At 64.3% G+C, this 5,350-nt stretch carries 4 protein-coding genes; 2 read left to right on the forward strand and 2 right to left on the reverse strand.

The genetic code is table 11. The features are described from left to right. Nucleotides 1–1,169, forward strand: a 1,169-nt coding sequence (locus tag WC739_RS24345) for a S8 family serine peptidase (RefSeq protein ID WP_372955549.1), incomplete at its 5' end; no start/stop codon positions are given. 15 nt (nt 1,170–1,184) lie between these two features. On the opposite strand, the gene WC739_RS24350 is transcribed toward WC739_RS24345, so the two are convergent. Then, the gene (locus WC739_RS24350) at nt 1,185–2,531 is read right to left on the reverse strand and encodes an NAD(P)/FAD-dependent oxidoreductase (RefSeq protein ID WP_372955550.1); all 1,347 of its coding nucleotides are present in this window, start codon (nt 2,529–2,531) and stop codon (nt 1,185–1,187) included. A gap of 172 nt (nt 2,532–2,703) precedes the next feature. After that, nucleotides 2,704–3,726 carry a substrate-binding domain-containing protein gene (locus WC739_RS24355; RefSeq protein ID WP_372955551.1) on the reverse strand — a complete coding sequence of 341 codons (1,023 nt, stop codon included), beginning with the start codon at nt 3,724–3,726 and terminating at the stop codon, nt 2,704–2,706. Between the two features lie 360 nt (nt 3,727–4,086). Here WC739_RS24355 and WC739_RS24360 point away from each other — a divergent pair. Beyond that, a partial coding sequence (locus WC739_RS24360; protein WP_372955552.1) for an ABC transporter substrate-binding protein occupies nt 4,087–5,350 on the forward strand: 1,264 nt, incomplete at its 3' end.

Consider the following 5,350-nt stretch of genomic DNA (forward strand, 5'->3'; position numbering starts at 1 on the left):
TGCCGACACCACGGCCGGACCCGGCGATTTCGGCCGGCAACGATCAAGCCGGCCCGCCACCGAGCGGACCTGTCATCTCGCCCAGCGATCTCATCACCGTCCAGCCGCCGCGTGCCGTGGCTGGCGATTTCGTTCCCGACGAGGTGCTGGTAACGGTCGATGGCGATGCCGGCGCCGTGCAGCAGATCGCCGCCTCCTTTGGCCTGCAGGTGCGCTCGCAGCGCCAGTCGCTGCTGCTTGGCACCACGCTGGTGCGCTTCGGCATTCCAGATGGCCGTCCGGTCGGTGTCGTGCTGGCGCAACTGGCGGCCGACGGTAGGACGCAACGGCGCGAACCCAACCACATCTACTCGCTGCAGCAGGCCGCCGGCATCGTCAACTATGCCTTCGACCGCATCGCGCTCGATGCCAAACAAGCCAGCGGCGAAAACGTCCGGATCGCCGTCATCGATACCGGCATCGACGACACCAATCCGGCGCTGGCCGGGGTGATCGCCGGACAGTTCGACGCCATGCCCGACGTGCCGATCGAAAAACGCGATCACGGCACCTCGATCGACGGGCTGATCGCCGGCGTCGGCGCGCTGGAGGGCATGGCGCCCGGGGCGAAAATCTACCACGCCCGCGCCTTCGAGGGCGGCAAGTCGACCACGGACGTCATCCTGTCGGCGCTCGACTGGGCGGCCGAACAGAACGTCGCCATCATCAATATGAGCTTCGTCGGGCCGAAGAACGACCTGCTTGGCGTTGCCTGCCGCAATGCGCGCGCACTCGGCATCGTGCTGGTCGCGGCCGCCGGCAACAATGGGCCGAAGGCCCCCTATGGCTACCCGGCCGCCTTCGACGGCGTCATCGCGGTGACCGCCACCGACGCCCGGGATGGGCTGATGCCGCAGGCCAATCGCGGCGCCTATGTCTTCATCTCGGCGCCCGGCGTCGAGATGGTAGCGCCGAGCGGCGCCGGCTCCGATGTCGTCACCGGCACCTCGTTCGCGGCGGCGATCGTCAGCGGCGCCATCGCCAATCTCATCCATGCCTCGCCCGGCCGCTCGGCGGACGATATCGAGAAGGCCCTCGCCGCCACGGCCAAGGATCTCGGCCCCAAGGGGCGGGACAATGATTTCGGCTACGGCCTGCTGGACCTCAAGGCGGCTGCGGCGAAGGAGTAATCCCTCGACGTGCCGCTACAAGGCTGGACCCGGCCGAATGGCGCTTCCATCATGGAATCGCGACAGCCGAAAGCGGCCGAGATCATGTCCACTCCGGTTTCCCTGGATCAGGTCGGAAACGATCCGACCGATTCCAGGCCCGATACCGAAGCCGTGGCCGCTCATTCCCGTCGCCACGAAAAGACCGCCGACGGCCTCCACACGATCTACCACAGGGACGACATCGGGCATGGCGTCGATCATGCCGCCCCAGGCCGCCTTCAGCCGCACTGTTTCGAACCGTGGGAAGAGGTGTTTGAAGTTGCGCTCTATCGAACGCAGTTTGGCGGTTTCAGGGACCGGGTCAAGCACCCGCATCCGCTCGAAGGGACTGCGCGTATCCGGCGCCCAAGCGCGCGGCGTCGACCACGCATCGGGGTAGCCTGGCGGAGCGAACGGAAAGTAGCGTGTCCCGAACGGATTGTCCCTGAGGGCGGGAAGGTATCTGGTGACGTGCCGGAATGCGTCGGGGCCGAGGTAAAGCAGGTGGCTGCCGCCGGCGGCGAGCGTGTAGCCGCCATCCTGCCGTCGCCTGAAGGCGATGTGTTCATCGGCTGCCGCGCCCGCATAGATTTCAGGCAGGGGTTCCGTCGCGGCCACGGTTACCCGGACGCTGAGCTGGGGGATGGACACGCCGTGTCTTTTCAAGAACAGGGACGACCAGGCGCCGCCCGCGACCAGCACTGTGGAGGCCTCGATATATCCCGCCTCGGTCCACACGCCCTTGACCCTGCCGCCTGAGATTTCGAGGGTTCGTGCCGCGCAGTTCTCGACGATCTTGACGCCTTCTCGAACGGCAAGCCGGGCAAATGCCGGCATCGCCAGCCAGGGCTCCGCACGCATGTCGGACGGCGTCGTCATCGCGCCCTTGAACTTGCGCGACATGCCTGTGATGAGCTTGCCGGTTTCGTCGCCGTCGAGGAGGCGCGTGTCGAGATCGTAGGCCGCGGCGATCTTCATGAACGCTTCGAAGCCGGCCATATCCTTGTCCGAGTTCGCCAGGTAGGTCACGCCCGCCTGGGTCAGCCCGATGTCTTCGCCGCATTCCTCGGCCAGTTGCCGCCAGAGGCGAATAGCCTCGATGACGATGGGCAACTCGTCGGCGTCCCGTCCCTGCTTTCGGATCCAGCCCCAATTCCGGGAGGACTGTTCGGCCGCGATGCGTCCTTTCTCCAGAAGCGTTACCGGGATGTTCCGCTTGGCCAGGAAAAGCGCGGTCGTCACGCCGATAATGCCGCCACCGACAATGACCACCTCGGAAGTCTTCGGCGGCGGGCCAGGATGTTGGATTGGATCCGCTTCGGAGAACGGGAATGTGGGCAAGTGGCGTATCCTGCAGGACTGTTCGAGGGCTTTGGCCTGCTGGTTGACCACCCTGCGGACGGTAAATCAAGAACAGGTGCAGACAGATCGTTATCCCACGGCCTTGTCATCGATCGTTCGACATCGTCAGCAAGAGGTCGAGGGGCTTCTCGAAGGGGCCGGGTTCCGAACCCTAGCCCGGCGCTCCAGCGACGGAGCCCCTGACCACCAGGTCGACCGGCCAGACCTCGCCGCGCGCGCCCTCCTCCAATCCCGATATCCGCGCCGCCAGCCGCTCGGCGATGCGCGCGCCGGCGAGTCGGATCGACGAGCGCGTCGTCGACAGCGGCACGGAGAAATTCTCCGGCCTGAGCCAGGGGAAGACGTCGTCATGGGCGATCAGCGACACATCGCCGGGAATGGCCCGGCCGAGGTCGCGCACGGCGCGCACGACGCCGAGCGCCATGATCAGGCTGGAGCAGGCGATCGCCGTTGGCGCGTCGTCCTGTTCGAGCAGGCGCCGGGTGGCGCGATAGCCGTTCTCCTCAGTCATGGCCACCGAGCATATATGACGCTCGTCCAATGTCAGCCCGCTCGCTGCGAGCGCCCGGCGCACGCCGCGCTCCCGATGGATGGCAAAGGTCTCGCGGTTGTCGCCATTGATCAGCGCCAGTCGCCGGTGGCCGAGTTGGACAAGCAGGCGCGCCGCCTCGTGGAAGGCGCCCTCATTGTCTATGTCGAGATAGGGATAATCGAAATCCAGGTTCTCGCCGCGACCGTGGACGATGAAAGGAATGCCGAGCGCGTTGACCAGCGCGATGCGCCTGTCTCGAGGCTTCGGCGACGAGATATAGACGGCGTCGACCTGGCGGTTGGCGACGATGCGGCGGTAGGTCGTCTCCTGATCATCGGCATCGGCAGGCGACAGGACGAGGTCGAGATCGTGCGAGCGGGCATAGTCGCCCAGGCCGGACAGGAACTCGACGAAATGCGGATCGATGTCGACTGCGCTTCCCGTCGGCAGCACGTAGCCGATCATGCCGGATTTGCCGGTCGCCAGCCGGCGCGCGCTCGGATTGGGGCGGTAGCCGTGGCGCTTGGCGGCGTCGACCACCCGCCGGCGCGTTTCCTCATTGACCTCGGGATAGCCGTTCAAGGCCCGGCTCACCGTGGTCTGCGAAAGCGCCAGCATATGTGAGAGTTGCTTGAGATTCACGGAGGCCTCCCGCCTCAAAGCGCTTTTAATTGCAGCGAAGCCAGCGCCGGTCCGGCCGCTTCGACAGTTTGCACAAGCATAGGCGGCATTCGAGCGGGTTTGAAAGATGAATTGCTGCTGCACTGCCACAAATGCATGCTGCGACGCACATCATTGCTTTGTCGTACGATCAACTTAAATCGATTAGTTGCCCGCCCTCTTGACTTCCGGCCGATTCAATGGCGAGATCAAAATAGCCAAAGCGCTTTGGAATTCTCTTTGAAAGGTTGTTATTCCTTTCCAACTGAGTCACATTCCCGAGGCGTCGGCGGGCGGAATGGAGGTTCCGTCCGGTGTTGTTACCCATTGGGAGGAATACCGATGAAAAAGACGCTTTTGCTGGGCGCCGCGCTTGCGATGCTCGCCCTGAACGTACCCGCGCAGGCGGAACTCAAGTTCAAGCCGGGCGAGGATCCCCGCTTCAACTGGTCGAATTACGAAGAGCTCAAGAAGGTCGATCTCAAGGGCGAGACGCTGACCATCTTCGGACCCTGGCGCGGCGAGGACGAGACCCTGGTGCGCACCGTGCTGGAATATTTCCAGGAGGCGACGGGCGCCGAGATCAAATATTCCTCGTCGGAAAATTATGAGCAGCAGATCGTCATCGACACGCAGGCCGGCAGCCCGCCCAACATCGCCGTGCTGCCGCAGCCGGGCCTGATCCAGGATCTGGCATCCAAGGGCCTGCTGACGCCTCTCGGCGACGACACTGCAAAATGGGTCAAGGACAATTACGGCGCCGGCCAGTCATGGGTCGATCTCGGCACGTTCAAGGACAAGGACGGCAAGCCCGGCTTCTTCGCCTTCCCCTACAAGGCCGACGTGAAGTCGCTGGTCTGGTACTCGCCGGACAATTTCGAGGAAGCCGGTTACACCGTGCCGAAGACGCAGGAAGAACTCGCCGAGCTCGAGAAGAAGATCATCGCCGATGGCGGCACGCCATGGTGCATCGGGCTCGGCTCCGGCGGCGCCACCGGCTGGCCGGCGACCGACTGGGTCGAGGACATCATGCTGCGCACCCAGTCGCCCGAAATCTACGACAAATGGGTGAAGAACGAGATCCCGTTCAACGATCCGGCGGTGGTCAATGCCATCGACATATTCGGCAAGATCGCGACCGACGACAAGATGGTCGACGGCGGCGCCAAGGCGGTCGCGGCGACCGATTTCCGCGACAGTCCCAAGGGGCTCTTCGCGGTGCCGCCGAAATGTTACCTGCACCATCAGGCATCGTTCATCCCGACCTTCTTCCCGGAAGGCACCAAGATCGGCCAGGACGCCGATTTCTTCTACTTCCCGCCCTATGCCTCCAAGCCTGAACTCGGCACGCCGGTGCTTGGCGCCGGAACGCTGGCCATGATCACCAAGGACTCAAAGGGCGCGCGCGCCTTCATCGACTTCCTCAAGATGCCGCTGGCGCATGAGATCTGGATGGCCCAGGGCGGCTTCGTGACGCCGTTCAAGTCGGTCAACAAGGATGCCTATGCCAGCGACGCGCTGAAGAAGCAGGGCGAAATCCTCGCCAACGCCTCGACCTTCCGCTTCGACGGCTCGGACCTGATGCCGGGCAAGATCGGCGCCGGCG

This window comes from Mesorhizobium sp. (assembly GCF_041661565.1).
Taxonomy (GTDB): domain Bacteria; phylum Pseudomonadota; class Alphaproteobacteria; order Rhizobiales; family Rhizobiaceae; genus Mesorhizobium.